The 24,547-nt window shown below is 59.8% G+C and carries 20 protein-coding genes and 1 tRNA gene; 10 read left to right on the forward strand and 11 right to left on the reverse strand.

What is annotated here, in order from left to right:
• The 3 genes from HMPREF0183_RS00410 to nrfD all read left to right on the forward strand — a co-directional run.
• A partial coding sequence (locus HMPREF0183_RS00410) for a molybdopterin dinucleotide binding domain-containing protein (protein WP_005881576.1) occupies nt 1-943 on the forward strand: 943 nt, incomplete at its 5' end.
• A complete protein-coding gene (locus HMPREF0183_RS00415) occupies nt 943-2,013 on the forward strand; it encodes a 4Fe-4S dicluster domain-containing protein (RefSeq protein WP_005881578.1) in 1,071 nt (356 codons plus the stop codon). The genes HMPREF0183_RS00410 and HMPREF0183_RS00415, both read left to right, overlap by 1 nt.
• Complete coding sequence (nrfD, locus tag HMPREF0183_RS00420) at nt 2,010-3,104, forward strand: NrfD/PsrC family molybdoenzyme membrane anchor subunit (RefSeq protein ID WP_005881580.1); 1,095 nt, start codon at nt 2,010-2,012, stop codon at nt 3,102-3,104. The genes HMPREF0183_RS00415 and nrfD overlap by 4 nt, the downstream gene beginning before the upstream one ends.
• A gap of 38 nt (nt 3,105-3,142) precedes the next feature.
• Here nrfD and HMPREF0183_RS00425 read toward each other — a convergent pair whose 3' ends face one another.
• The gene (locus HMPREF0183_RS00425) at nt 3,143-4,849 is read right to left on the reverse strand and encodes an ABC-F family ATP-binding cassette domain-containing protein (RefSeq protein WP_005881582.1); all 1,707 of its coding nucleotides are present in this window, start codon (nt 4,847-4,849) and stop codon (nt 3,143-3,145) included.
• Between the two features lie 127 nt (nt 4,850-4,976).
• Nucleotides 4,977-5,978 (reverse strand): selenide, water dikinase SelD, encoded by a 1,002-nt coding sequence (gene selD, locus HMPREF0183_RS00430; protein ID WP_040347532.1) that lies wholly within the window; start codon nt 5,976-5,978, stop codon nt 4,977-4,979.
• A gap of 68 nt (nt 5,979-6,046) precedes the next feature.
• Here selD and HMPREF0183_RS00435 point away from each other — a divergent pair.
• The 3 genes from HMPREF0183_RS00435 to selB all read left to right on the forward strand — a co-directional run bounded on the left by HMPREF0183_RS00435 (nt 6,047) and on the right by selB (nt 9,285).
• Nucleotides 6,047-6,141: transfer RNA gene (locus tag HMPREF0183_RS00435), tRNA-Sec, on the forward strand.
• A 14-nt stretch (nt 6,142-6,155) separates the two neighbouring features.
• Entirely contained in the window at nt 6,156-7,511 is a 1,356-nt protein-coding gene (selA, locus tag HMPREF0183_RS00440; protein WP_005881586.1) for an L-seryl-tRNA(Sec) selenium transferase, read from the forward strand.
• 1 nt (nt 7,512) lies between these two features.
• Entirely contained in the window at nt 7,513-9,285 is a 1,773-nt protein-coding gene (selB, locus tag HMPREF0183_RS00445) for a selenocysteine-specific translation elongation factor (RefSeq protein WP_040347533.1), read from the forward strand.
• On the opposite strand, the gene HMPREF0183_RS11915 is transcribed toward selB, so the two are convergent.
• From HMPREF0183_RS11915 to HMPREF0183_RS00475, 6 genes are all read right to left on the reverse strand, one after another.
• Nucleotides 9,282-9,926 carry a maltokinase N-terminal cap-like domain-containing protein gene (locus HMPREF0183_RS11915; RefSeq protein WP_005881590.1) on the reverse strand — a complete coding sequence of 215 codons (645 nt, stop codon included), beginning with the start codon at nt 9,924-9,926 and terminating at the stop codon, nt 9,282-9,284. The genes selB and HMPREF0183_RS11915 overlap by 4 nt on opposite strands.
• Nucleotides 9,927-9,939: 13 nt before the next feature.
• Entirely contained in the window at nt 9,940-10,725 is a 786-nt protein-coding gene (gene thyX, locus HMPREF0183_RS00455) for an FAD-dependent thymidylate synthase (protein WP_005881592.1), read from the reverse strand.
• A 70-nt stretch (nt 10,726-10,795) separates the two neighbouring features.
• On the reverse strand, nt 10,796-11,875 hold the full coding sequence (locus HMPREF0183_RS00460; RefSeq protein ID WP_005881594.1) for a lipoate--protein ligase family protein: 1,080 nt from the start codon (nt 11,873-11,875) through the stop codon (nt 10,796-10,798).
• Nucleotides 11,876-11,940: 65 nt separating this feature from the next.
• Nucleotides 11,941-13,323 carry an MFS transporter gene (locus tag HMPREF0183_RS00465; protein WP_005881596.1) on the reverse strand — a complete coding sequence of 461 codons (1,383 nt, stop codon included), beginning with the start codon at nt 13,321-13,323 and terminating at the stop codon, nt 11,941-11,943.
• A 253-nt stretch (nt 13,324-13,576) separates the two neighbouring features.
• Nucleotides 13,577-14,668, reverse strand: coding sequence for a branched-chain amino acid aminotransferase (locus HMPREF0183_RS00470; protein WP_005881598.1), 1,092 nt, complete (start codon nt 14,666-14,668; stop codon nt 13,577-13,579).
• 48 nt (nt 14,669-14,716) lie between these two features.
• Nucleotides 14,717-15,757: a 3-isopropylmalate dehydrogenase gene (locus HMPREF0183_RS00475; protein WP_005881600.1), complete on the reverse strand. Its 1,041-nt coding sequence runs from the start codon at nt 15,755-15,757 to the stop codon at nt 14,717-14,719.
• Between the two features lie 89 nt (nt 15,758-15,846).
• On the opposite strand from HMPREF0183_RS00475, the gene HMPREF0183_RS00480 reads away from it, so the two are divergent.
• Nucleotides 15,847-16,704, forward strand: coding sequence for an HpcH/HpaI aldolase/citrate lyase family protein (locus HMPREF0183_RS00480; protein WP_005881602.1), 858 nt, complete (start codon nt 15,847-15,849; stop codon nt 16,702-16,704).
• Between the two features lies 1 nt (nt 16,705).
• Here the strand turns inward: HMPREF0183_RS00480 and serA are convergent, their stop codons facing one another.
• The gene (gene serA, locus HMPREF0183_RS00485; protein ID WP_005881604.1) at nt 16,706-18,289 is read right to left on the reverse strand and encodes a phosphoglycerate dehydrogenase; all 1,584 of its coding nucleotides are present in this window, start codon (nt 18,287-18,289) and stop codon (nt 16,706-16,708) included.
• A gap of 164 nt (nt 18,290-18,453) precedes the next feature.
• On the opposite strand from serA, the gene HMPREF0183_RS00490 reads away from it, so the two are divergent.
• Together HMPREF0183_RS00490 and HMPREF0183_RS00495 are read left to right on the forward strand one after the other, a co-directional pair.
• Complete coding sequence (locus HMPREF0183_RS00490; protein WP_156798014.1) at nt 18,454-19,671, forward strand: sensor histidine kinase; 1,218 nt, start codon at nt 18,454-18,456, stop codon at nt 19,669-19,671.
• On the forward strand, nt 19,668-20,333 hold the full coding sequence (locus HMPREF0183_RS00495; RefSeq protein WP_005881608.1) for a response regulator: 666 nt from the start codon (nt 19,668-19,670) through the stop codon (nt 20,331-20,333). Before HMPREF0183_RS00490 ends, HMPREF0183_RS00495 begins: the two co-directional genes overlap by 4 nt.
• A 78-nt stretch (nt 20,334-20,411) precedes the next feature.
• Here HMPREF0183_RS00495 and HMPREF0183_RS00500 read toward each other — a convergent pair whose 3' ends face one another.
• Nucleotides 20,412-22,784, reverse strand: a complete 2,373-nt coding sequence (locus tag HMPREF0183_RS00500) for an HNH endonuclease signature motif containing protein (protein WP_040347514.1) — start codon at nt 22,782-22,784, stop codon at nt 20,412-20,414.
• A 348-nt stretch (nt 22,785-23,132) separates the two neighbouring features.
• The gene (locus tag HMPREF0183_RS00505) at nt 23,133-23,498 is read right to left on the reverse strand and encodes a VOC family protein (RefSeq protein WP_040347517.1); all 366 of its coding nucleotides are present in this window, start codon (nt 23,496-23,498) and stop codon (nt 23,133-23,135) included.
• Nucleotides 23,499-23,563: 65 nt separating this feature from the next.
• On the opposite strand from HMPREF0183_RS00505, the gene HMPREF0183_RS00510 reads away from it, so the two are divergent.
• On the forward strand, nt 23,564-24,544 hold the full coding sequence (locus HMPREF0183_RS00510) for a helix-turn-helix transcriptional regulator (protein ID WP_005881614.1): 981 nt from the start codon (nt 23,564-23,566) through the stop codon (nt 24,542-24,544).
• The last annotated feature ends 3 nt before the right edge of the window (nt 24,545-24,547 follow it).

Genomic DNA, 24,547 nt, shown 5'->3' on the forward strand with positions numbered 1-24,547 from the left:
GAAGTACGTGTGGTGGGACCAGGACCAGCAACGCTGGACGGGAAGCGACATCCCGGACTTCCCAGCCGACCGCGCGCCCGACTACGAACCGCCGGAAGACGCTGTGGGACCGGCTGCTCTTGCCGGTGATGACCCGTTCATCATGCAAGCTGACGGTAAGGGCTGGCTGTTCGCGCCCACGGGTGTGGTCGACGGGCCGATGCCCACGCACTACGAACCGCCGGAATCCGCGATTCCGAACCCGCTGTACGACTCGCAAAACAGTCCAGCGCGCATGACGATCGCAGACGACATCAACCTGTACGCGCCGGGCAGCGGCGAAGCGGGCAAGGACGTGTACCCGCACGTGTTCACCACGTATCGCCTCACGGAACACCACACGGCTGGTGGAATGAGCCGCTGGTTGCCATACTTGGCGGAACTCCAGCCAGAAATGTTCTGCGAAGTGTCCCCTGAGCTGGCTGAACTTGAAGGTTTGACTCACGGGGATTGGGCCACGTTGATCACGCCGCGTTCGGCGATTGAGGCCCGCGTGATGGTCAGTGAGCGGTTCACACCTCTGGACATCAACGGGCGCACGGTTCACCAGATTGGTTTGCCGTACCACTGGGCGCAGGGTTCGCACGCGGTGGTGTCTGGGGATTCGGCGAATGACCTCATTGGTGTCACCATGGACCCCAACGCGCAGATTCAGGAATCCAAGTCGATCGCGGTTGCGATCAAACCGGGGCGCAGGCCACGTGGTGAAGCGTTGCGGGATTTGGTTGATAAGTACCGGGCCGAGGCGGGAGTCACCTTGGATACCGGACACGACCTCCCAACGCAGGAAGGTGCAGTTCCTCCGCCGGGCGAAGGGCCCACACCGGTCGAAGGCGCTGAGGCGACGCGGGAGAATCAAAAGTGGGATGATAAGCGTGCGCGATTTAATCGAGGTGACAAGTAATGGGCCAGCTAGCTGGAGCGACCGACCCGATTGCTGATGCCAACTGGCACACTCCTCACGAGCGCAAGGGCTTTTTCACCGACTCCTCCATTTGTATTGGGTGTAAGGCTTGCGAAGTTGCGTGCAAGGAGTGGAACCGGAACCCGCAGGACGGCTCCTTGGAGATGCTGGGTTCGTCCTTTGACAACACCGGTGGTCTAGGTGCGAACACGTGGCGACACGTGAAGTTCGTTGAGCAGGGCAAGGACGATATTGCTACGGCACGGGAATCCGGTCGCAAGCTGGTGAGCCTGGGTATGCCGCAGGTGCGCCCGGCTAACAGCTCCCCCGAGGCGCGGGCCACCTTGCCTGCCCCGTCAGAGGACCTGTCGAATGTCGATGTTTTGGGTGGTTTGGCTAATCCCACCGGCTCGGAGGCGACAGGCGCAGACGCGCAGCCGGATACCCCTGAGTTCCGCTGGTTGATGAGCTCGGATGTGTGTAAGCACTGCACGCACGCCGGGTGTTTGGATGTGTGCCCCACGGGTGCGCTTTTCCGCACTGAGTTCGGCACGGTTGTGGTGCAAAACGACGTGTGCAACGGGTGCGGAACCTGTGTTGCTGGGTGCCCGTTCGGGGTGATTGAGCGTCGTGACGATGGCACGGTGAACACGAACCCGGACCGTGAGCCGTTGGACCAGGAAGTACCCAATCCGGGCACGGCGAACAAGTGTACGCTCTGTTACGACCGGCTGGTAGAGGGTCAGACCCCTGCGTGCGCGCAGACGTGCCCCACCACGTCAATTAAGTTCGGTGACCATGACACCATGGTCGAAACCGCGCAAGAACGCGTGGCTGAGCTACGTGAGTCCGGCATGACTGAGGCGCGGTTGTACGGCGCCAACCCCAATGACGGTGTAGGCGGAACGGGCTCGGTGTTCCTGCTTCTGGACGAACCTGAAGTGTACGGTCTACCACCTGACCCACGGGTGCCCACGGCGGATCTGCCCAGTATGTACAAGCGTGCGGGAGTGGCTGCGTTGGGTATGCTCGCGGCGGCTACGGTTGCGTTTTTGGGAGGTCGCAAGTGACGCAAGAGTTCGACAGCTACCGGCCTCCGAAGCGCGAAAAGCGTTTCCGGAATTTCTTTGGGCAAGGTGGCAAGCGTAAAAAGCGCGGCCGAGGTGGCGAAGACCTCATGGTGGATGAGGCGCAGTTTGAGTCGTATTACGGTCGCCCCATTGTGAAAGCGCCACCGTGGAAGCATGAGATTGGCGCGTACCTGGTGCTGGGTGGAATCGCCGGTGGTTCTGCTCTGTTGGCGGCTGGCGCTCACGTGACGGGGCTGCACGAGCTTCGCCGTAACGCCAGGCTCACGGCTCTGGGTGCGATTAGTGCCGGTGCGGTGGCGCTGATTGCTGACCTGGGGCGTCCCGAACGTTTTCTTAACATGATGCGCACCGTGAAGGTCACGTCCCCTATGAGTTTGGGGTCGTGGATTTTGGGTGGTTTTTCCACAGGTGCGGGTGTGGCTGCCGCGGCCGAGGTCGTGCGCATGTTGGAAGGTCACATCCCCGGCGAAGATACTGCGTTGGTCAAGGCCGGTAAGAAGACCCTATTCGCTGTGGAAACCCCGGCAGGGTTCCTCGCGTCGGCTTTGGGTGCGCCACTTGCCGTGTACACGGCAGCGCTCTTGTCCAACACAGCAGTTCCCACCTGGAACGCGGCCAGGCGAGGGTTGCCGTTTGTGTTTGCCTCCTCGGCGTCTTTGGCAGCTGGAGGTGCGGCCATGGTCACCACCTCCCCAGCGCAGGCAGGGCCAGCGCGACTTTTAGCGCTCATGGGTGTGGCCGGTGACCTGATTGCGCTGACGTGGACCAAGAAGGACATGCACCCGTTGGAGGCCGAACCGCTTGAGATTGGGCACGCGGGCAAGCTCATGCACTTGTCCGAGGCGTGCGTGATCGCCGGTGGTGTGGGCACTGCCCTGGTGGGGCGCAACCGGGTGGGTGCGATTGTGTCGGGCGCGTGTCTGGTGGCAGGTTCGGCGCTGACCAGGTTTGGGGTCATGGACGCAGGGCACGCGTCAACGCAAGACCCTAAGTACGTGGTGGAACCGCAGAAGGCCCGATTGCGGGCACGTCAACAGGCGGGTATCACGCACGACTCAATCGTCACGTGAGGTGACTGGCTGAGCGTAAAGACTGCGTAAGCCTGCGGTCATAACTCTAAAACGTCGCCACTCCAGTTGCGCCGTAGCCACCTGTCGTGTGATGCAACCACGACTGCTCCTGGGTACCCCGGAATGGCTGCCTCAAGTTCAGTGACGAGCGCCAATGACAGGTGGTTCGTGGGTTCGTCCAGCAACAGCACGTCTGGCGGATCGGCCAGCTGGCTCGCCAGGGCCAGGCGACGTTGCTGTCCCACGCTTAAAGCTTCGACGGGACGGTTTTGGTCCCAGGGCGCGATCAGCCCAAACGTCGACAGAGGAACCTGCTCCGCCCGTGCAACTCCCACCATGTCTGTGTACGCCTGCGCTACCGTGCGACCTGACCCCCGGCGGTGAGGATCGGGGAGAGTGGTCTCCTGCGCCAGCATTCCTACGCGCACACCACTACGACGAGTCAGGACACCTCGGGACGGAGATAAATCGCCAGCAAGCACGTGAAGCAAAGTGGATTTTCCCACCCCGTTTGCACCGGTGACCAGCAGTTTTGTAGATGGACCAACCGTGAGGGACACTGTAGCAAGCCGGTTCTCAACGCTGACGTTGACGGCGCTGAGAACGGTACCAGTTTTAGCCGGTTCAGGTTGATTAGCGGCGGTCAGACCTTGGAACTCTAGCTCTCGAGGTGGACGCTGAATTTGTCGTTGTTGAAGCTCCTCTAACCGTGCACGAGCGTCGTTCACGCGGCGCGAGACAACTTTAGCGTTCCGGTCAGCGTAGAACTTTTTGGCCATTCGAATCTCACTACGAGGTTCGCGTCCCGGATGGCCGACCGTCCGGCTGTTACGCAACGTGGCGCTTAACCGTTTGAGTTCTGCTTGTTCTTCTTCGTATTGGAGCTCCCATCGGTTTCGGACCTGTCGACGTTCATCCAGATAGTCGGTGTAGGTGCCCGTGTAGCGAGTGACGCCCACGCCTGAAGCTGGACCGGCCGAGGTGTCTTGTGCCTTATGCGGTACTGGGCGGGGGTCAAGGTCAACCAAGCCGGTGACAGACTCATCGAGGAACGCGCGATCGTGACTTGCTATCAACACAGGTCCGGTCCACTCGGCCAACATTTGGAACAGGTGCTCGGAAGCTGCGTCGTCCAGATGGTTGGTGGGTTCGTCCAACAAGAGTACGTCCGGTCGAGAAAGCAACAGCCACACCAGGGATAGGCGGGCGCGCTCGCCACCTGACAAGGATCCAGTAGGAAGCTCACGGTCGAGGTGAGCGAGCCCGAATCCTGCCAGCGTTGTGCTGATCCGGGTATCTACTTCCCAGGCTCCCAACCGTTGAGCGGTTTCCAAGGTTGCGGAAAGGTGTTCGGCAGCACCTGGCGCATATGGATCTTCAGCCAGCGCTTGTGAAGCCTGTTCAACTGCTTCTGTGGCACGCCGGACATGGGCTACGGCAGATTCGAGGGCGTGAGCGACAGAATCGTCCATGTCAAACGGCGGACGCTGGTGTAATAGGCCCACCGTAGCCAGTCCCCCTGGCCGAGACACGCGGACAATTCCGGTGTCTGGTTGAGTGTGTCCAGCAATGATTCGCAATAACGTGCTCTTGCCAGAGCCGTTCTCCCCGATCAATCCCACACGGCTGTCAGCAGGAACGGAGAAAGAGATATCGGTCAGGACACGACGGTCGCCAAATGATTTAGAGATCCCCTCAATTTGAAGGTGAGCAGGGGATGACGCAGGTGAGTTGGTGGTAGACATTAGGATCCTCGTGGTCGCGCGGTCTCCCGCCGGGCACGGCCTCGGTCGCGGGAGCGGAACGAAGATCACTTGAGCATGAGGCCATCATACACAAGGGGCTTCACCAGATGTGTGGCAGGGGCCGTGCTTAGCTGATCTGGATGCCAGGTTCGTCCGTTGTGTAGCCAATTACCGGGTGGCCCGGAATCTCACCTACGAGCAATAGTCCGCCTGAGGTTTGAGCGTCAGCCAACAGGATCACGTCGTCATCGCTGATGCCCGAGTCCACCTGGAACTGTTCAGCCAGGTTCGACTTCACCCAGTCCAAGTTTCTGCGTGATCCACCGGGGATGAACCCTTCGCTCACGCTTGTTCTGGCGGCGTCCAATACGGGCACAGCGGACATGTCGATGCGGGCACCCACGCCGGATGCACGGCACATTTTGAACAGGTGACCCAGCAGGCCAAAGCCGGTGACGTCGGTTGCTGCTGTAATGCCAGCTTGTGTCGCGGCAACCGCAGCGTCACGGTTGAGCGTGGTCATGGATTCGACCGCTTCAGGAAACACGTCGCCGGTTGCCTTGTGACGGTTGTTGAGGATTCCCACGCCCAGTGGCTTGGTCAACGTAATGGGAAGGCCGGGCTTGGCAGCGTCGTTGCGCATGAGCGCGTCAGGGGTCACGGTACCGGTCACGGCCATGCCGTACTTGGGTTCAGGGTCGTCCACCGAGTGCCCACCGATCACGGGAACTCCCGCTTGTTTACCGACCTCTAGGCCACCGGCCAGCACGTCCTTGAGCAGCGACGGCGGCAGGACCTCACGAGGCCAGCCCACCAGATTGATGGCCACAACAGGGGTGCCACCCATCGCGTAAATGTCGCTGAGCGCATTAGCCGCTGCAATGCGTCCCCAGTCGAACGCGTCGTCAACGACCGGGGTGAAGAAGTCGGCTGTTGAGAGCACCAGAGTGTCGTTGCCAATGCTCACTGCGGCCGCGTCGTCACCGTCGTCTAAGCCAACGACAACCGAGTCGTAGTCTTGGCCGGCCAGTCCTTTCACAGCTTCTTCGAGTTCGCCCGGCGGGATTTTGCAGGCGCATCCGCCACCGTGAGCAAGGGACGTTAAACGTGGAAGATCGTGAGCAGTCATGGCCCCAGCGTATCCCAGGCTCACGTATTTCCAACCCCTACTTGTCTCAGATGGTAGGTTTTGCTCATGGAGGCGTCCGGGTCCTGGTGGGCCCCGCAGTCTTCAAAACTGTTGAAACCGAGTAGCTCGGTTTGGCGGGTTCGATTCCCGTCCGCCTCCGCCACAGGAAGGGGACACGTGTCTGAAGATCCGCGTCGCAATTTGCCACGCACCGATACTCTGCTGGCCAGCGACTGGGTTCGCGCGGCCTCAACCCGCCTCAACGCGACCACCACGCGGGCAATCGTCCGACGGCACTTAGACCGCGCACGCACGCAACCTTCTTTCACCTCGGCGAGCTTCCGTGACGACCTCGTCGCCGACCTCACCCGTTTCAACTCCGGCATTTACCGCGCCACGATCAACGCGACAGGCGTGGTGGTCCACACCAATCTGGGCCGCGCCCCGTTGAGCCCGTGGGCCTCGGAGGTTGCCGGGCACACCGCCGCGTACGTCGACATTGAGATGGACCTGGAATCCGGCAAGCGGGGGCGCCGAGGTGTCGAAACCACAGACGCTCTCACCCTCCACGTGCCGGCCGCTGAGGACGCGCTGGTGGTGAACAACTGCGCCTCAGCGCTCATGCTCGTGGCGGCACAAAGCCGCCCCGGGCGAATCCTGCTTTCGCGCGGGGAGTTCGTGGAAATTGGGGCGGGTTTCCGTTTGCATGAACTCATGCGTTCGGTCGGCGCCACCATCACCGAGGTGGGTTCCACCAACCGCACCCACCTGGCTGACTATCGGCGTGAGTGTGAAGCAGGTGAGGTGTCCGCGATTCTCAAGATTCACCCATCCAACTATGCGCAGTCCGGGTTCACGTCCTCCCCTAGCACGCAGGCGCTCGCACAGCTGGCGCGCGAATATGACGTACCGCTTGTTGTGGACATCGGTTCGGGCCTCTTGGCACCCAACCCGCACTTGCCCAACGAAGCCGATGCCACCTCGGAGTTGGAGGCGGGTGCAGACGTCGTGCTGTTTTCTGGAGACAAGCTGTTAGGCGGCCCGCAGGCCGGCATCATTCTGGGCAAACGCGAACTGGTCACGCAGCTTGCGACGCACCCGCTGGCGCGCGCGGTGCGGGCCAGCAAGTTCGTGTTGGCCACCTTGGCGGCAACGGTCGTGGGTGAGGAACCACCCGTCCACACGTATGTGGGGCTGTCGTCTGAGAAGCTCCGTGAGCGCACCGAAGCACTGGCGGCAACGCTCAACGCCGCCGAGGTGTCAGTCGACATCACGCCCCACGCCGGTCGCGTGGGTGGTGGCGGTGGCACCGGAGTGGAACTTCCCGGGTGGGCCGTGCGACTGCCGGAGTCGTTTGCGAAGCCGTTGCGCGTGGGTGAACCGTCCGTGGTCACGCACGTGCAGGACGGAGCGTGCCTGGTAGACGTGCGGTGCGTTGACCCGTCAGACGAACACGTGCTTGCGTCGCGGATTATTGAGTGTGCCCGGGCGGCGGGCAATGCAGGCGCGGGAACTGCACACACGGGTCACTGACATGTCGTTTGTTGTTGCCACGGCCGGACACGTGGATCACGGTAAGTCCGCACTGGTGCGCGCCCTGACCGGGTCGGACCCAGACCGATTAGACGAAGAAAAGCGGCGCGGTCTCACGATTGACTTAGGCTTCGCGCACTGCACGTTGCCCAGTGGCACGCACGTGTCGTTTGTTGATGTTCCCGGCCACGAACGCTTCATCGGCAACATGCTGGCTGGGCTCGGTCCGGCTCCTATCGTGTGTTTCGTTGTGGCCGCGGATGAAGGCTGGTCGGCGCAGTCCACTGATCACCGTGACGCGCTGGAGGCCCTGGGAATCACCCGAGGTGTCATCGTGCTCACCAAGTGCGACTCGGCAACGCCGGAACAGATCGATCACGTGAGTTCCCAAGCCCGCACCGAACTCAGCTGCCTGCCAGACGCGCCCCTGGTGACCACCTCGGCGGTCACTGGGGACGGGCTCCCGGAACTCCTTGCCGCCCTGGACGCGGTCACCAGCGCCACGCCCCCACCTGCTACGGACGGGCGGGTGCGTATCTGGGTCGACCGCGCGTTCTCCATCACCGGCGCGGGCACGATCGTCACGGGAACCCTGGGCGAAGGCACGGTGACTACCGAGCAGAACTTGGAGCTCACCTCGGCGCAGGCCCGCACCCGGATCACGGTCCGGGGGTTGCAGAATCACAACTCCGCAGTCAGTAGCATCGCGCCGGTATCCCGGGTGGCGCTGAACCTGCGCGGGGTGTCTGCACAGGACATTTCCCGAGGTGACGCGCTCATCACGCCGGACGCCTGGCACGTGGCGGACGTTGTGGACGTCGCAGGCGTGGCTGTGGACACGATTCCTACCGATGTCACCGTCCACATTGGCGCGGCCAGTTTTCAGGCGCACGTGCGGCCCTTGTCCCACCGCTTCGCACGCCTGAAACTGTCCCGCTCGATTCCCGTTCAGGTGGGTGACCGGCTGGTGGTGCGCGGAAGCGGGGAACGCGCGGTGCTGGGCGGTTTGACCGTGCTGGACGTGGACCCGCCCGAGCTTTTTCGTCGCGGATCTGCAGCTGAGCGCGCCCACGCCCTTGACCACTACTCCCCTGCCGATTTCACGGCTGAACTGACCCGTCGCGGATGCGTGCGGGAGTCCGCATTAACCACGTTCGGCTACGACGTGCCTGGTGAGGCTGATCAGCTGCCGGCGGGCGTTCAGCGCATGGGCGCGTGGCTGGTGCGCGATGACGTCGTGCGCACCTGGGTGGCCCAGGTTGCGCGCGTGATTGAGGACGACGCCCGCGATCCGTTGTCTCGGGGCGTGCCGCTTGCGCAGTTGGCGAAGAGTGTGGGTTGCCCGCGTGAGTTGGTGGAAGGGCTGGTTGAGTCCCCCGCCGAGGTGGTTTCCGGGTTTGCCCGTCTGCCGGGCTCAGGTTCTTTGGGGGCTGCAGAGGCTGGTGTCGCGGAGTTGGAGCGGCGTTTGTCTGAGCACCCGTTTGATGCGCCGGAAGCCCGGGATCTGGAGGATCTGGACTTGGGTGTGCGTGAGCTTGCGGCTGCCGAGCAGGCCGGCCGGCTGTTGCGTTTAGATGGTGGCGTTGTGGTGCTTCCGTCTACGCCGGCGCGCGCCATGCGGGTGCTGGCTGGGTTGGCGCAGCCGTTTACGTTGAGTCAGGCCCGGCAGGCCTTGGACACGACCCGCCGGATTGCCATTCCGCTGTTGGAACACACAGACGCCCGAGGTTGGACCACCCGTGTGGATGGCAACCTCAGGCGTGTGCGGGGTTAGTTTTCGTCGCCTTCTTCGTCGAACTCTTCGAGTTCGTCCTCATCGACGTACACCAGGCCGGAGTGGGCCAGCAGAACAGGGGTGTTCTGTCCTTCCCACGTGCCGATGAGCTGGCCTGGCTGGCTTGCTTCTTCTTCGCTTAAGCCGTCGAGGTCGAGTTCTGCGAACAGCTCAAGAACGCCGATGAGGTTTTCGTCGTCTTCTTCCTCTTCGAGTTCGATCTCACCGGTTCCGGTAACAGTCGCAAGACCCTCAGTGATGGGGGTTCGCGTGTCGCCTTCAACCAAGAACTGTTCTGCACCGCCCTGTTCTTCACTGATAGTGACATCGAGTGCTTCTGCGAACACGGGGTCTGACATGCCCAGGTACACGTAGCGTGTGCCCAGCACCGAGTGTTCCATGGTGGTGATGAGTTCGTCTTCTTCTGCGTCTTCCAGCGGTTCGGGGCGGTACACCAGTGGCACTTGAAGAACTGAGCCATCAGGGGTGCGCACAATGTGTACTTCCATGCCGATTTGCCCAGCAGGGTCGTCGAAACGGTAGCTTGCGAGTTTCTCGATGTCTGCTTCGTCGGTTCCTAAGACGGTGGCAAGCACCTGGTTCTTTGAAGGTTTAAGTTCTGCGTCGTAAATATCAGACATGGTGGGGCTCCTTTTATGCTTTGCGTGTGCCCGGAATCCACTCGCCGTCTTCCACCGTGTAGTCGGCGAAGATCGCGGGGGCTTCCTTCTTCATGATCTCACCGATCTTGTTAAACACGAGGCGAATTTCTTCCTCCGCACCCTTGGCGGTGCGCATCTCGATGACGTGGCGCAGCGTACGCAGGTTTGCGGTGAACACGATCCCGGTTGCCAGTCCTTCAGGAGCAAAACGGCGCATGAACGATGTCATGTGCTTCTTGTGTGTAAAGTTCTGGCCCTCTTCGTCCAGCCCAAAGTGTTCGCTCATCCACTTCTGGTGCTCTTCCATCCGGTCCAAGAGGTCCAAGCTACGCTTCATGAGCTCTTCATCTTCACGCGCCCATTCGGGGAACCAGAAAGGAATGTCCTCTAAGCGCACGTAACGCAAGGACTCTTGTGAGTATGCGGCACCTGCACGGTGACGGATGAGTTCGTGAGTAAAGACACGCGACACGTTGTGCAGAATGAACGTGTAGCTTGCGTGTTCCAGAACGGACCCGTGTTGTGACGCCACCACGTTGCCCAAGTACTGCGTGGAGTCCGTGCGAACACGACCCACGTTTGGGTTAAGACCCGGTTCCCACGAGCGGTAACACATACGTCCGGCGAATTCGAGAAGGTCTTCGCTGTCAGGGGAATCCTGTTCGCGTACGCGGTCTGACCACGCGGTTCCGCCCACTTCTTCAAGGTAGGCTGTGATCTCTTCCCAGTCGATTTTGGGGCGTGAAATCAGTTCAACACTGGGCTCAACGGGGCGCACATGGGCTCCTTCTGTTGTGGTACTTTTGACTGCCAGTCTAGTGGCTTATGCGTGTGGTTCACGCGTGCGTTTATGGAACTCGTCTGGTCCACTCTTCGGTACCGAATTTCGTGTCGATGAGTTCGCGTGCTCGCTCCAGTTCCTGCGCGGTGACGCCGCCGCTGCTGGCCCCCGTTCTGCGGGTGAACGTATCGATCATGGTGTCGATGACGAGTTCCCGGCTTACACCCGTTTGGCTGCGCAACGGGTCCACGCGTTTCTTCGCCGAAGCGACACCCTTGTCGGAGATTTTCGCCTTTCCGATGCGCAGAACTTCCACCATTTTGTTCGCGTCGATGTCGTAGCTCAACGTGTCATGGTGGAGAACAGCTCCTGTGGACACGCGCTTCTGGGCGGCTCCCCCTATTTTGCCGTGTTGGGAAACGATGTCGTTGATGGGTTCGTAGCTTGCCTTGACCCCCAGTTGGGTGAGCGCATCCAGAATGAACTGGTCCATAAAAGCGTAGGACTCTTCGTAGCTCAGTCCAGCTACCAGACTGTCTGGGGCGTAGATCGAGAAGGTCACACAGTTGCCACCTTCCATGAACATCGCTCCCCCACCTGAAATTCGTCGAACGACTTGCACGTCGTAGCGCGCAATCCCTTCGGGTTCGACTTCGTTGGAGTACGACTGGAACGACCCAATCACAACCGCGGTGTCGTCCCACTCCCAGAAGCGCACGGTGGGCTTCCTGCGCCCGGCAGCCACCTCTTCCAGAAGCACCTGGTCGAGTGCCACATTTTCGACCGTGGGGCGTGATTCGTCGTGGAAAACTTCCCACTCGTGGTCCCAAAAATCGGTGGCACCCGTCAGACCGCGTCGCACCGCGAACGCAACATCAGCGGTAGTGAAACCTTGCAAGTCCACCTGGGCGCCCACCTCGGCGGCGGCCTGAGTGACAGCCTTATCCAGCCGCTCAGTGATGCTCTCACGGCTGTCCGCAATGCTCACGCCCACCAGGGCGGGGGCCAACGCAAAGTACGCTTCTTCAGGCTCGAAGAAAAAGTCCCCTGAGACCTGCGCGTGGGTGATGACACCGTCGGTGAGTTCACCGTCAACAACGACGAGTTTTCCGCCAGGGACTTTTCTTTCCGTGTGAAACGTGTTCATACAGTCGAGCCTACCGCTTTGGGACCAGGTAGCGGGAGCCTCGCCCGCCGAGGTGGGTGCCAGCTTTAGTCGAGTTCCTCGCCCGCGGTTTCACGGCCAAAGGCCACCATGACGATCACGGCTACGACCACCAGGGCGCCGGTGAGCGCGAACGTATTGACCAACCCGATCGTTGGCCACAGGAGCGAACCGAACACGATGGGGGCGATACCAATGGCCACGCGACTGGCGGACGAGGCCCAGCCGAATCCGGACGAGCGCAGGCGTGTGGGGTACAGCTCGGTGACGTAGGTGTAGAGAGCGGGAACGGAAACTTGGATGAGGAATCCAAACAGCAGAATGGCGATCACTGCGGCGCGCGAAAGCTGGGTGCCGGAATTCTCGAGTTCGAGCGCGAACCACACCAGTGCCCCTGATGCGAGCACAGCGGAGGAGCCCAGCACCCATTTGCGGCCAAGGACTTCGATGAGGAGCGCTGAAGCGACCACACCGGCGATTCCGATCGCGGTCATGCCGCCCGTGGTGATGAACGCGGCTTGGTCGGTGAGTCCTTGTTTCTTAAGGATTCCCGGTAGCCAGGTGAGTGCCGCGTAGTACAGCAGAAGCACTGAAATGAACAAGATCCATGAAGTGAGCGTAATCTTCCAGGAGTACTGCCACAGCAGGTTCACCTGTCCGGTCATGGCGCGCAGGCGTTGCATGAGCGGTGCAGCCTTGGGGGCTTCTTCAACGCCGTCGTGGGACCATTCGGTGACGTTGGCGCCGGTGCGTGTGACGAGTTTTCGGATGACGGCGTCGGCTTCCTGGTGGCGGCCCTGGGACAGCAGGTACATGGGTGACTCTGGGATGAAGAAGCGAACTGCGACGATCAGCAGGGCAGGTAGCACCATGACCAGCATGATGGTGTGCCATGACGCGAAGCTCACGAGCCACGCTGAAACAACGGCGCACAGGGTCGCGCCCACCGGCCACCAGCCGTCCATGGCTGTAAGTACGCGCCCGCGGTGTTTGGTGGGGGTGAACTCGCCTACCAGAGCGTAGTCCACTGGGATACATCCGCCTAGTCCAAATCCGGCGCAGAAGCGGAAGATCAGGAACAGTGCGTAGTTGGGCGCAAAGGCTCCCAGAACCGTGAACGCGGAAAAGATGAGCAGGGTCAGTGTGAACGCTTTTTTGCGTCCCATGCGGTCGGCGATTCCGCCCCAGATGAAGGCTCCCAGGGCCATACCGATGAGGTTGGCGGTTGCGATCCAGGCTGCCTGCCCAATGCTTAAGCCCCACTCTTTTGCCAACAGTGGGATGAGGAACCCGTTGAGGGCCACGTCCCACGCGTCGAACACAAACCCAAGGCCACCCACAATGAAGATTGCGCCTTGAACATTCCATTTCCAGGGGAGGTTTGAAACCACCTGTTGTGCCGTTGGCACTTCCGTTGCCACACGATTCATGACAGTTATTCCTATCTGAAGTGGCGCGCCGATCAGATCTGCCGACCGGAATTTGTGTGCCGTCACTGCGGCCTGGAAGTTGATTGGCTATTGAGCCCTTCCACGAGCTAGGTCACACACCTTACGCGCTTAGCGGTACAGCCTACTCCATTTTTTGAGCGTCATGAAATTGGTGAGGGTCTAATGTGAGACGGCGCGAGGGCCCCCGAAGGGGCCCTCGCCAGGGGTTTAAGCAGGAGTTTAGACCAGGAGCTTAAGCCAGCTTGACCATCCAGCCTTCAGGGCCTTCTGCGCGGCCATACTGGATGTCGAGCAGGGTCGAGCGGAGTTTCATTGCCGCTTCACCTGGTTCGGTGCTCTGCTCAATCGTGAAGTCGTCTGACACCAGACGTCCGATTGGTGTGATCACAGCAGCGGTTCCACATGCGAACGCTTCAACGATCTCACCTGCGGCAGCACGTTCACGCCATTCGGCAACCTCAATGTCACGCTCAACAGGGGTCAGGCCAATCGAAGGCGCCAGTTCCAGCAGTGAACGGCGGGTCACACCGTCCAGAATCGTTTCTGAAACGCTTGGTGTGATCAGTTCGTTGTCCTTTGTGACCAGCATGAGGTTCATGCCACCCAGTTCTTCCAAGTACTTGGATTCTTTTGCGTCGGTGAACATGACCTGCTGGCACCCCTTTTCAGCCGCTTGGTTACCGGCCTGCAGAGATGCCGCATAGTTACCACCGCACTTGGCGAACCCGGTTCCACCGGTGCCAGCACGCTTGAGGTCCTTGGATAGCCAGATGTCAACAGGCTTGATACCGCCTGCGAAGTACGGTCCGGCTGGTGACGCGATCACGTAGTAGTCGGCTTCGTGGCTTGCGCGGACACCCAGGAACTTTTCGGAGGCGATCATGAAGGGTCGCAGGTACAGCGAGACTTCGTCGGCTGCGTCCTTCGGGGTTGCGACCCACGCTTCGTCGAGTTCAACCAGCGCACGGAGGGATCCTACGAAGTCCTCGGCGGAAATTTCAGGCAACGCCAGACGGGCTGCTGACTTGTTCATGCGTTCCGCGTTCTTGGTGGGGCGGAACGTCCACACGGAACCGTCAGCGTGACGGTATGCCTTCATTCCTTCGAAGATTTCCTGCGCGTAGTGGAAGACTGCAGCGGCAGGGTCCAGAACCAGTGGGCCGTATGGCTTCACGGTGTGTGCGTGCCACCCTTGGTCCTTGGTGTAACGGACGTGGCTCATGTGGTCAGTGAAGTAGTCACCGAAACCAGGCTTAGCCAGGATTGCTTCGCGTACACCCTGTGGAGCGGGTTGCGAGTTCTTCTGCTGGACAAATGTGCTCATAGTAAGTCTCCATTAACTCGATTCGCTTCTGTGACCGATGTTACTCCCTTACCCGATGCGTTGCGCGATCGCATCTCCGATTTCTGAAGTTGAACGCTTCGCATCGCCTCGTTCAACGATGTCAGCTTCGACTGCGGTCTCGATTGCTTTGGCTACAACATCCATGCCCAAGTTCTGCGCCATGAGGGCTGCAGACAGGATGGTTGCGGTGGGGTCTGCGATTCCTTCACCAGCAATATCGGGGGCAGATCCGTGGATGGGTTCGAAGAGGGACGGCCCGGTTCCGGTGACGTTGAGGTTTGCCGAGGCGGCAAGACCAATCCCGCCCGTCACCGCGGCTGCGAGGTCGGAGATGATGTCACCAAACAGGTTGTCGGTGACGATGACGTCGTAGCGCTGCGGGTCGTTGACGACGTACATGGTGCAGGCGTCGGCGTGTTCGTAGTTAACGGCTACATCAGGGAACTCCGGCGCGATGTCTTTCACGACTCGTTCCCACAGGTTTCCCGCGTGGACCATGACGTTGGTTTTGTGCACGTAGGTGAGCTTCTGACGGCGTTTGTTGGCCTGCTCGAACGCGTAGCGGACGGCGCGTTCTACTCCGTAGCGGGTGTTGACGGAAATTTCGTTTGCCACTTCATGTTCAGTGTGAGCACGCAGGAAACCGCCCTGCCCTGAATATGAACCTTCGGTTCCTTCACGCACCACAATGAAGTCGATGTTGCCGGGGTCTTTCAGAGGCGAGCTGGTGCCTGGGAAGTAGCGGGAGGGGCGCAGATTAATCGCGTGGTCGAGTTCGAAGCGCAATTTGATAATGACGCCACGTTCAAGAACACCAGATGGCACGCGCGGGTCGCCGATAGCACCGAAGAAAATCGCGTCATGGGCGCGCAGCTGTTCGAGTTCTTCGTCCGTGAGAGTTTCGCCAGTTTCCAAATAGCGTTCGGCGGAGGGCCCGAATTCCTTGAGGTCGAGTTCAACGGAATCACCGCTTGCTTCGATTGAACGTTTGAGAACTTTCAGTCCTTCTGGGACTGTTTCTTTTCCGATTCCGTCGCCGGGGATTACTGCAATTTTGAACGTAGTCATAGGGTTCACAGTAGCCGCACAGTCTCACTATTCAGTAACACATCTCACAACATGGTCGATTTGGTGCGAGTGTTACATACACTGCTCATATGCCCACAACCATTCGCAACAAGAGAGCCGCAGCTCTGCCCGCAAAACTGTCCCGAAGCTGGCTTCTGGTCAACGCGATCCGCCCCGAATCGTTTGAACCAGCTCAAACGAGCGAAGCAGACTCCGTGATTTTCGACCTCGAAGCAGCCGTTCCAGACGTTTCCAAGGATCAAGCGCGTGCCAATGTTGTCAAGGCTTTGTCCACCGACATGGCAGGGTGGGTACGCGTCAACTCGATCACAACGCCTTTGTGGGAAGAAGACTTGGATGCCCTCAACGGGCTCCCGGGCCTCAAAGGGGTCATGTTGCCCAACACTGAGGAGCCGGACCAGGTCACCCTGACCGCAATGCGGGCCGGTGCGGGCATCCCAGTTTTAGCGCTCATTGAAACGGCCATTGGTATCGAGGCGGCGACCCGCATCGCACAGGCACCGGGCACGTTCCGCCTGGCCCTGGGTACTAATGACTTCCGCAAGGACACGGGTGTGGGCGATGACCCTATGGCGCTTGCGTACGCGCGTTCGCGGTTGGTCGTTGCCACTCGCGTGGGTGGTTTGCCCGGCGCAATCGACGGCCCCTCCCCCGCGAGCGCGAACTCCAAGGCCCTGCTCCATGACTGTGGATGGACGTTGAAGATGGGCATGACGGGCAAGCTCATTTTGAATCCGCAACAGGCCGTGACCACGAACGACGCGTTAGCACCCAGTGAGGATGACCGTACGTGGGCGCGCAAAATGCTAGAGGAAGCAGAAACCGCCGGCGATGACGCGATCGCCGACGGTTCCTACCTGCCACGTCTGGCCCGCGCAAAGAAAATCGCGCAACTGTCAGACTCCTATGGGCTGTGGAAGAACTGAGTTACTCCTCTTCGATGTTCGCAACCCGAGCGAAGCTCGCCCCGATTTCAGAAGCGACGGTGTTAACGACCTCGGCCGACACTTCCGAATCAACCGCGAGCACGGCCAACGCCTGATCGTTGTTGGGCGAAACCTGCATGGCTTCAATGTTGATGTCCAGGTTGCCCAACGCCTGACCAAACAGCCCAATGACGCCGGGGCGGTCGTCATATTTGAAGAAGACGAGGTGGTCGCTGAGTTTCATTTCGAGGTCGTAGCCGTCGATTTCGGTGAGTTTCTGCACGTCCTTGGGGCCGGTGACGGTTCCAGCGACGCGGATTTGTTGCCCCGCCGAGGTGGCAGCGACGAGCGTGACGACGTTGCGGAAGTTCTCGCTTAGGGGTTCGGTGGCGAGTTCGACGGTGACGCCGCGTTCTTGCGCAAAAAGTGGGGCGTTGACGTAGGACACTGCGCCGTCGACCACGTCGAGGAACAGTCCCTTAAGGGCGGACAGTTTGAGGACGCTGACGTCTTTTTGGGTGACTTCGCCGCGCACTTCGACGCGCAGGTGAGTGACCGGATCGCCGGCCATGGCTGAAACGACGCGACCCAGGCGTTCCGTCAGGGCGATGCCGGGGCGGACTTGCGGGTCGATTGCGCCACCGGCGACGTTGACAGCGTCTGGCACGAGTTCACCAGCCAGGGCTTTGCGCACGGACTGAGCCACAGCGATGCCGGCTTTTTCTTGGGCTTCGGCGGTGGAGGCGCCCAGGTGTGGGGTGACGTTGATGCGGTCGTGTGCCATGAGAGGTGAGTCCACGGGTGGTTCTTGGGTGAACACGTCGATACCGGCGCCACCTACGCGGCCGTCTTCAACGGCTTTGGCGAGTGCTGCTTCGTCCACGATTCCTCCGCGGGCAACGTTGATGATGCGCACGGTGGGTTTGACTTTGGTGAACGCTTCTTCGCCGATCATGCCGATTGTTTCAGGGGTTTTTGGCATGTGAACGGTGATGAAGTCGGACTGTTCGAGGACTTCGTCGAGGCTCACAACGGTCACGCCCATGGCAGCTGCGCGTGCCGCGGAGATGTAGGGGTCGTAGCCGATGAGGTTCATGCCGAAGGCTTTTGCGCGTTCAGCGACCAGGCCACCGATGCGTCCCAGGCCCACGATGCCCAAGGTCTTTTCGTAGAGTTCGACGCCGGAGAGTTTGGAGCGGTTCCACTCCCCTGCTTTGAGGGACGCGTGGCCTGCACCGTAGTTGCGTGCTGAACCCAGGATGTGGGCCATGGTGAGTTCGGCTGCCGAAATGATGTTGGAGGTGGGTGCGTTGACGACCATGACTCCGGCGCGGGTGGCGGCGGGGATTTCTACGTTGTCAAGACCAACACCGGCGCGAGCGATGACTTTGAGTTCAGGTGCTGCTGCGATTGCTTCGGCGTCCATTTTGGTTGCGGAGCGGATGAGCACGGCGTTGACGTCTTTGAGGGCGGGCAGGAGTTCGGCGCGGTCTGCCCCGTTACATTTCCTGATTTCAAAATCTGGCCCTAGCGCGTCAACGGTGGCTGGCGATAGTTCTTCTGCAATTAGGACAACGGGTTTCACTGTGCCTCCTGAACACGTGCTGACGACCCAGGTGCGGGATACGGGCCTATACGTATCTTATTCATGGTGATGAATATGTTTTACAGCGGGGGTAACGCTCTCCGCCGAACATTTCATACCGCGGGACGATGAACAGCGCTTTCCTTCTACCTAAACTTATGGTCATGGGACAACCGTGGCATGTGAGGGCATCACAGTTTATGTCGGCCCACATGTGGGTGGTTGACTCGCTTATCTTCGCTGCCCCGCTGGTCCTCTTCACAGTTGTGTTTCCGGCGTATGAGCCCGGTCTGCGTGGGGTGATTCAGACCGTGGTTTTGGTCGCGATGTGTGCGTCGCTTGTGTTTAGGCGAACGTTTCCCCTGGTCACGGGATGGATTGTGGTGGCGACTGGGTTTGTTTACGCTTTGACGTTTGCGTTCCCGCACCACGCTCTTATCACCGTCCCGGTGACGGTGCACGCGGTCACTGCTTATGCACCTCGGCGGTGGGGAAAGATTTTCCTGGGCATTGGAATTGTGGCGGCGTTCGTTTTTGCGGCCAGTAATTTCACTTACTTTCATGTGTCGGGTGCCAGGCTTTCGGATGCCACCGCTGGTGAACTGCTATTCATAGTTTTGGCGGCGTTGGTTTTCCCCATGGTGACGGTGGCGCTTGCGTGGACGCTTGGGGATATCCATTGGCGTAAGCGTTATGATGCGCAGAGGATTGCCGAGCGTAACGCGCTGCTGGAGCGTGAACGTGAGAATGAGATTCGCCTGGCTTCTGATGCTGAGCGGATGCGAATTGCACGGGAGATGCACGACATTGTTGCCCACTCGATGTCGGTGATTATTACGCAGGCCGACGGTGGTCGTTATGCGGCGAAGGCTTCACCTCAGGCTGCTGTAGATGCGTTGGAAACGATTGCAGAGACTGGCCGTGAAGCGCTGGGTAATTTGCGTGGGATGTTGGGGGTTCTGCGTGATCCCAGTGCCAGCGCGCAAACGACACCGATGCCAGGTATTGAGGACCTCGGGGCGCTTGTTGAGAATGTGCGGGCGGCGGGCCTTGAGGTGACGTTGCATGTTGCGCCGGATGTGCCTGCGCTTGCACCGGCGGCTCAGTTGGCGGTGTTTCGGATTGTGCAGGAAGCGCTCACCAACACGATGAAGCATGGTGGGCCAGAGGCGCGTGCAGAAGTCACGGTGGAGCCGGGCGAGTTGGGAGTCGTGGCGCGGGTTGTTTCTACCGGGCGGGCCGAGTCTGCTGTTGCACCTGGGTCCGGGGCGGGCATCCAGGGTATGAAGGAGCGCGCGCATATTCATGGGGGTTCACTGGTTGCTGAACCCACGGAGACTGGTTTTTTGGTTGAGCTGTCGTTGCCGGAGGATGTTGCATGACTGTTCGGGTGTTGCTTGTTGACGATCAGGTTTTGGTGCGTGCGGGTCTTGCGATGGTGATTGATTCGCAGGATGACATGCGGGTGGTTGCGCAGGCGGAGAACGGTCGTGAGGCGGTTGAAGCTGTGCGGGCGCATGCGGTTGACGTGGTTCTCATGGATATTCGCATGCCGGTTTTGGATGGGCTTTCTGCAACGCAGGAGATTGTGGCCTTGGGTGATGCTGGGGCGCTGCCGCAAGTGCCCACGATTATTGTGTTGACGACGTTTGATACTGATGATTATGCGTTGACGGCGTTGCGGTCGGGGGCGAGTGGGTTTTTGTTGAAAGATGCCCGGCCCGAGGTGTTGCTGGACTCGATTCGTCAAGCCCACGTGGGTGGCGCGGTGATTGCGCCGACGACGACGCGCCGCCTGTTGGAGACGGTGGTCGCGGCACCTACGGTGCCTGATGAGCATGCCCAGAAGTTGGAGCGGCTCACGGCGCGTGAGCGTGAGGTGTTTGAGCTGGTGGCGCGTGGGAAGTCCAATGCTGAAATTGCGGGCGAGCTGTTTATGGCGGGCCCCACTGTGAAGACGCACGTGAGTCATATTCTGACCAAGCTCGAGGTGCGCGACCGCATCCACGCCGTCATATTCGCCTACGAAGCCGGAGTGGTGTGAAGGAGTGAGCCGCCGTTTTGATTTGGCTGACCCCAAGACGCCCCGCGGGTTAGAGCAGCTCCGGCTTACACACCGTGGTTAGAAGGGTGGTGGTTCTTCGCTGGGTTCCCAGGGGCGGGTGTCGCCGTTGAACACCTCCGCTGCGATTGCGTACTCGTCTGCGATCTCGCGGGGGTACTCGTGGGCCCGCCCTCTACTTGGCGCAGCTGCTGGTTCGGGACGGTTCACGACCGTGGACTCAGGGCTATCTGCCTCCGCGGGTTCTGCACCATGACCAGTCCCAGTTTCAGGGCGGTGGGCGGTTTGGTGTTCGGTTGCTAGGTACTCATTAATGGTGTGGCTGATGTCTTGGTCGCCGGTGTCGAAGTACTCGAGTAACCGTTCGTACTGGAGTTGGTTAATCCGTGATTCTGGTGGGTAGACCAGCATGGCACCAATCCGTGGGAACACCCGCGCCAGGGAACCGTCATCCATCTTGTCGACGCGTAAGCGTTTCTGGGTTTTCTCCTGATGATGCCGCTTACACAACGGGTGCAGATTCTCCATCACAGTCAACCCACCATTTTCAGGGTCTTTGTGGTTGAACGGTTCGATATGGTCTTTTTCGCACACTCTGGCAGGTGTAGCACACCAGGGGACACTGCAATCAGGGTGCCTGGCTTCCACCATGCGTTTTAGAGCTGCTGGGATGTAATACTTCGTCGGTGTGGATTCGAGGACTACCCCGGTTTGTGGGTCGGTGAACATCCGGTACGCCCACTTCGCCTGCGCGATCAGCTCGTCAGCGGTCTTTGCGTCTAATGGCACCCGGCCATTCATCATCACCGGAACCCGTGCACCTGGGTCCACCTTGACCGGCAACCCAAAATCAAGCCCACTACCCGCGCCATCGCCCGGTGGCGCATCAGTCCCTGGTGGCGCACTACTCCCTTGGTCCTCAAATACTTGTTCTTCGGTTCTTTGTTTTCTGGACTCGTGGATTCTTCCGGATTGTCGATCTTCGGTTTCATATCTTCCGGAATCTTGGTTTTCGGGTCTGTGTCTGTCTGGCCCGGGGTCTTTTCCTGAACCTGCGCCCCGATATTTGTCTCTGTTTTTGTTTGGGGGCGGGGTGCCCATGAGGAAGTGCAGGACCGGGACTGTGACGGTGATACCGGCTTGGGCTTTGAGCCATTCGTCTTTTTCAGGCATGGATACGCACAACTCAAGCTCGTACACGTCTTCCGCCTGCCTGGCTTCACGTTTCTCAGCCCACACAGAACCAGACTCACCCGGGCCAGGGCCACCCGCATTGCCACGGGTATCCATTCCGGGAACGCCAGCTTCGAATGCACCATCGGATTCCGCACCCTTGTCGCTACGGGCGTTTTCCGTTCCTGGTGTGTCTGGGCCGAAGGTGTCTTTGGTGTAGGTGACTGTGATCGGGGCGTGTTTACCTGTCGGAACCACGCGGACACGCAGTGTTGTTGAGGGTTTAGCCCCGGTAATCAAATCCAGGGTCAACTGATCCATGAGCCGGTCGTCATCAACCTCAACCCGACCCAAATCCCCAACACGTATCTCAGTCGTTTCACCATTGTTTTCAGTCATGAACAGGGCTTGTTGTTCATCCGTCAACCTGGCAGTAAACGGTTCTATGTGGTTGGCCAGGATCGCCCTGGCTGTTCCACGCACACGCTGATAAAACGCTTCCATCTCCAACACAGGCCCCGTCAGCGACAATGTGGCTGTACCGTCATCATTCACCCAATACGTCACTCCCCGGTTACGCCGAGCGTTCTCCACCCGGGTTTCAGGAGTCATAAGCATCGCAAGGATTTCATTGACGTGGCGCCTGTAGGTTTTCCAGGGCACGTTCACACGCTTGTTGGTGAGCATGTCATCAAACACCGGGATACACACCCCAGCACGAACAACCCTGCCAGCCGTATACAAAACCCGGTCGAAGCTGATCACACCGGCCTTTGCTAGGGCCCAGAGTTTGGGCATGAGCACGACCGCTGTCATGACCTTGCGTAACCGGGTTATGAGCTGGGATCGTGTGCAATCCAACAGCTTCGCCAACACCCCTTCTGTCGGAGTCGGCAACACGTCCGGCACCCGTTCGACACTGGCCACTGTGGCCACCTCACCCGTAGGCAACACCACACACGCCACCACATCATCCACACCAACAGACCCACCAGCGGTCGGGCCTGCACTTAAGCTTTCTCCTGCCGCGCCGTTTGTGACGAGTGGGCCAGCACCGGGATTAGAGGTAAACACCGCGTGTAGACCATGAGTGAAGTCATCCAACGGCACTATGTGGGCGCTGATGACTGCTGCGACGGCTTCTGCTTGTTTCACCTGTGCTTCGTCCATGATGCGCGTGGTGTCCTTGACTGTTTCGAACAGTTCCACAGCGGGGCCGTCGTGCATGTCGTTGCGTGTGTGGGTGTGTGTTGTGGTCATGTGGGTTCACCTCCTTGTGTGGTTCTATTCTATTTGCGTTCGAATGCGTGAGTCAAGGGTTTTGTTCATTTTGTTTCTATTTGTTTTCGAACGAGCATTCAGTTGTGGCGACGAACGGCGTTGAGTTGATGAGACGACAAGCGCTCAGCTGCGGGCACGACAAGCGCTCAGTTGTTAACCCTCCATCGAACCTCGCCAGTGAATACGCCACGCCCGTACCTCTACATACGCAGTCGGCGCAAAAAACAAGACTGCCCATGAAGACACACAGCCGCCACACGATCACAGTGAATACAGAGGATGGCGGTGAGCACGCGCTCACCGCCACACAAAGACCTCAGATCTCAGTCAGTCGACAGGACTGACACGAATAAGATTGCCGTCGGGATCGGCAATGACGAAGGTGCGACCAAACACCTCATCATACGGCTCCTTGACCACACGTACGCCCTTTCCGACCCACTCTTTATAAACGTCGTCGAGTGCCACTGACGACTGCGGAACCATGAGGCCGACCTCGCTCGTGCGAGGTGTGCCGCGGGTGACATTCTCATTGTGCCCGGTCCAGACGGCGAACAACACCCCTGGCGCCACCTCGAAGGCGACGTAGCGCGGACTCGTGAAAGTGGGTTCGATATCGAACAAGTCACTATAGAAGACGGTAGACCGTTCGACATCGCTGACATAGATCAGAAACAGATTAGGTGCAGACATAGATCTCTCCTTTTGTTGCAGATTGGCAGACCTCATTAGACCAGCAATAGACGACAACTACGGTCATGTTTTCTGTTAAATTCGAGACCGTGAAAGCGTCCCGGCTGTTGTCGATCCTGCTGCTCCTGCAGACACACGAGCGAATGACCAGCAAAGAACTTGCTCGACGGTTCGAGGTCTCGCCACGCACCATCCTGCGCGACGTCGAAGCCCTGTCAGCCGCAGGCGTTCCAGTCTTCACGGAACAGGGCCGGAATGGTGCGATCGTGTTGGACCGCCGGGCACGGCTTGATCTGGCACGCCTCAACCCAGTCGAGTTGCAACTCATCACAGTCGCAGGCGTGGACCCCGACCTTCTCAAGCAGATCGGGCTTCAAGCGGTCCACTCCAGCGTCCACGAAAAGCTGACAGCTGCCACCTCGCGCACACACCTATCTCCCACCTCACAGTTGTCTGACGTACTCCTTATCGATTCGTCCGGGTGGTTCACGACCGGCACAGAACACGACCTGACTGGCCTGCTAACCGCCGCTAGAGAACAACGACGCATACGCCTGTGCTACCGACGTAGCGGAGAACCTCGTGGGAATTGGATCACAGTGGACCCCTACGGCCTCGTGAGCAAGGCGAACTCCTGGTACCTGGTGGCCGACGTCAACGAAGAGCCCCGCATGTTCAACACCTCTCGCGTCGAAGGCCACGAACTTCTCGCGGATGTCGCCACACTGCGACCGGGCCACGATTTGCGGTCGGTATGGGCAGACCTGTTAGCTAGCTTTCGTCCCACACCTCATATCGAGATCCGCGCACTCCTGCGCTCAACCCGCCTGGACCTTGCTCAACGAATCCTCGGCACCCGAATCGCGAACGTCACCACGACCTCGGGTCAGTGGACGCCAATCGCCGTCCACTATCCCGACGTCGAATCAGTACGCCAACTCCTCCAGTTTGGCGACCACATCCGAATCCAGAGCCCAGCCAGCGCCGTCAAGCGGTTCCACGAACTCGCAACCCAAATCGCGCAGGCCCACGCGCCAACCAGCTAACCG

Source organism: Brevibacterium mcbrellneri ATCC 49030 (assembly GCF_000178455.1).
GTDB lineage: Bacteria > Actinomycetota > Actinomycetes > Actinomycetales > Brevibacteriaceae > Brevibacterium > Brevibacterium mcbrellneri.